This is a genomic window from Streptomyces sp. DH12 (assembly GCF_020873895.1).
Classification (GTDB): Bacteria; Actinomycetota; Actinomycetes; order Streptomycetales; family Streptomycetaceae; genus Streptomyces.
Window position 1 is genome coordinate 1 of record NZ_JAHWGT010000595.1, and the last position, 550, is coordinate 550.

Below are 550 nucleotides of genomic sequence, written 5' to 3' on the forward strand. Positions count from 1 at the left end.
AGGCGTTCCTCGGCGACGCGGCCTGGGAGGGCCTCGGCGCCCTCGCGACCGGCACGGCCCTGTGGCGGGAACGGCGGGCCGAGTCCGGTCGCCCGTGAACACGGCGCACTCGACGGGGAGGGGGTCCCGCGCGGGACCCCCTCGGCGTCTTCCAGGCGTGCGCGCGGGCGTCAGATGCCGCAGGTCGGGGCCGACCAGTAACGGCTGCTTCGGTGGTCGACGTGCGTGTGGTCGTCGTGGCCCGGGTAACCGGGGCCGAGGATCCCGTTGAAGCCGTGGTTGCGGGCCTGCTTGGCCAGGGTGCACAGCGAGTGCGACCCGGCGCCGAGGTCGGCCGCGTCGCCGTAGAGATGGCGGCTGTTGCTCGCGCCGCCCACCGCGCTGTTGCAGGACTGGGAGCGGAAGCCGCTGGTGACCCGGATCGGCGGGTCGCCGAGCGCGTGCCGCAGCGCCTCCAGCTTCCACATGGTGCGCAGGGCGTTCGCCTTCGCCGTCGGGGCGCTCACCGCGCCGCCCGACCAGGTCGAGTTGCAGCGGTTCAGCTCGGAGT

General features: G+C 74.5%; 1 protein-coding gene. It reads right to left on the minus strand.

The genetic code is table 11. The features are described from left to right. Positions 1-170: 170 nt before the first annotated feature. Positions 171-550, minus strand: a 380-nt coding sequence (locus LPA54_RS35965) for a D-Ala-D-Ala carboxypeptidase family metallohydrolase (protein ID WP_228984747.1), incomplete at its 5' end; no start/stop codon positions are given.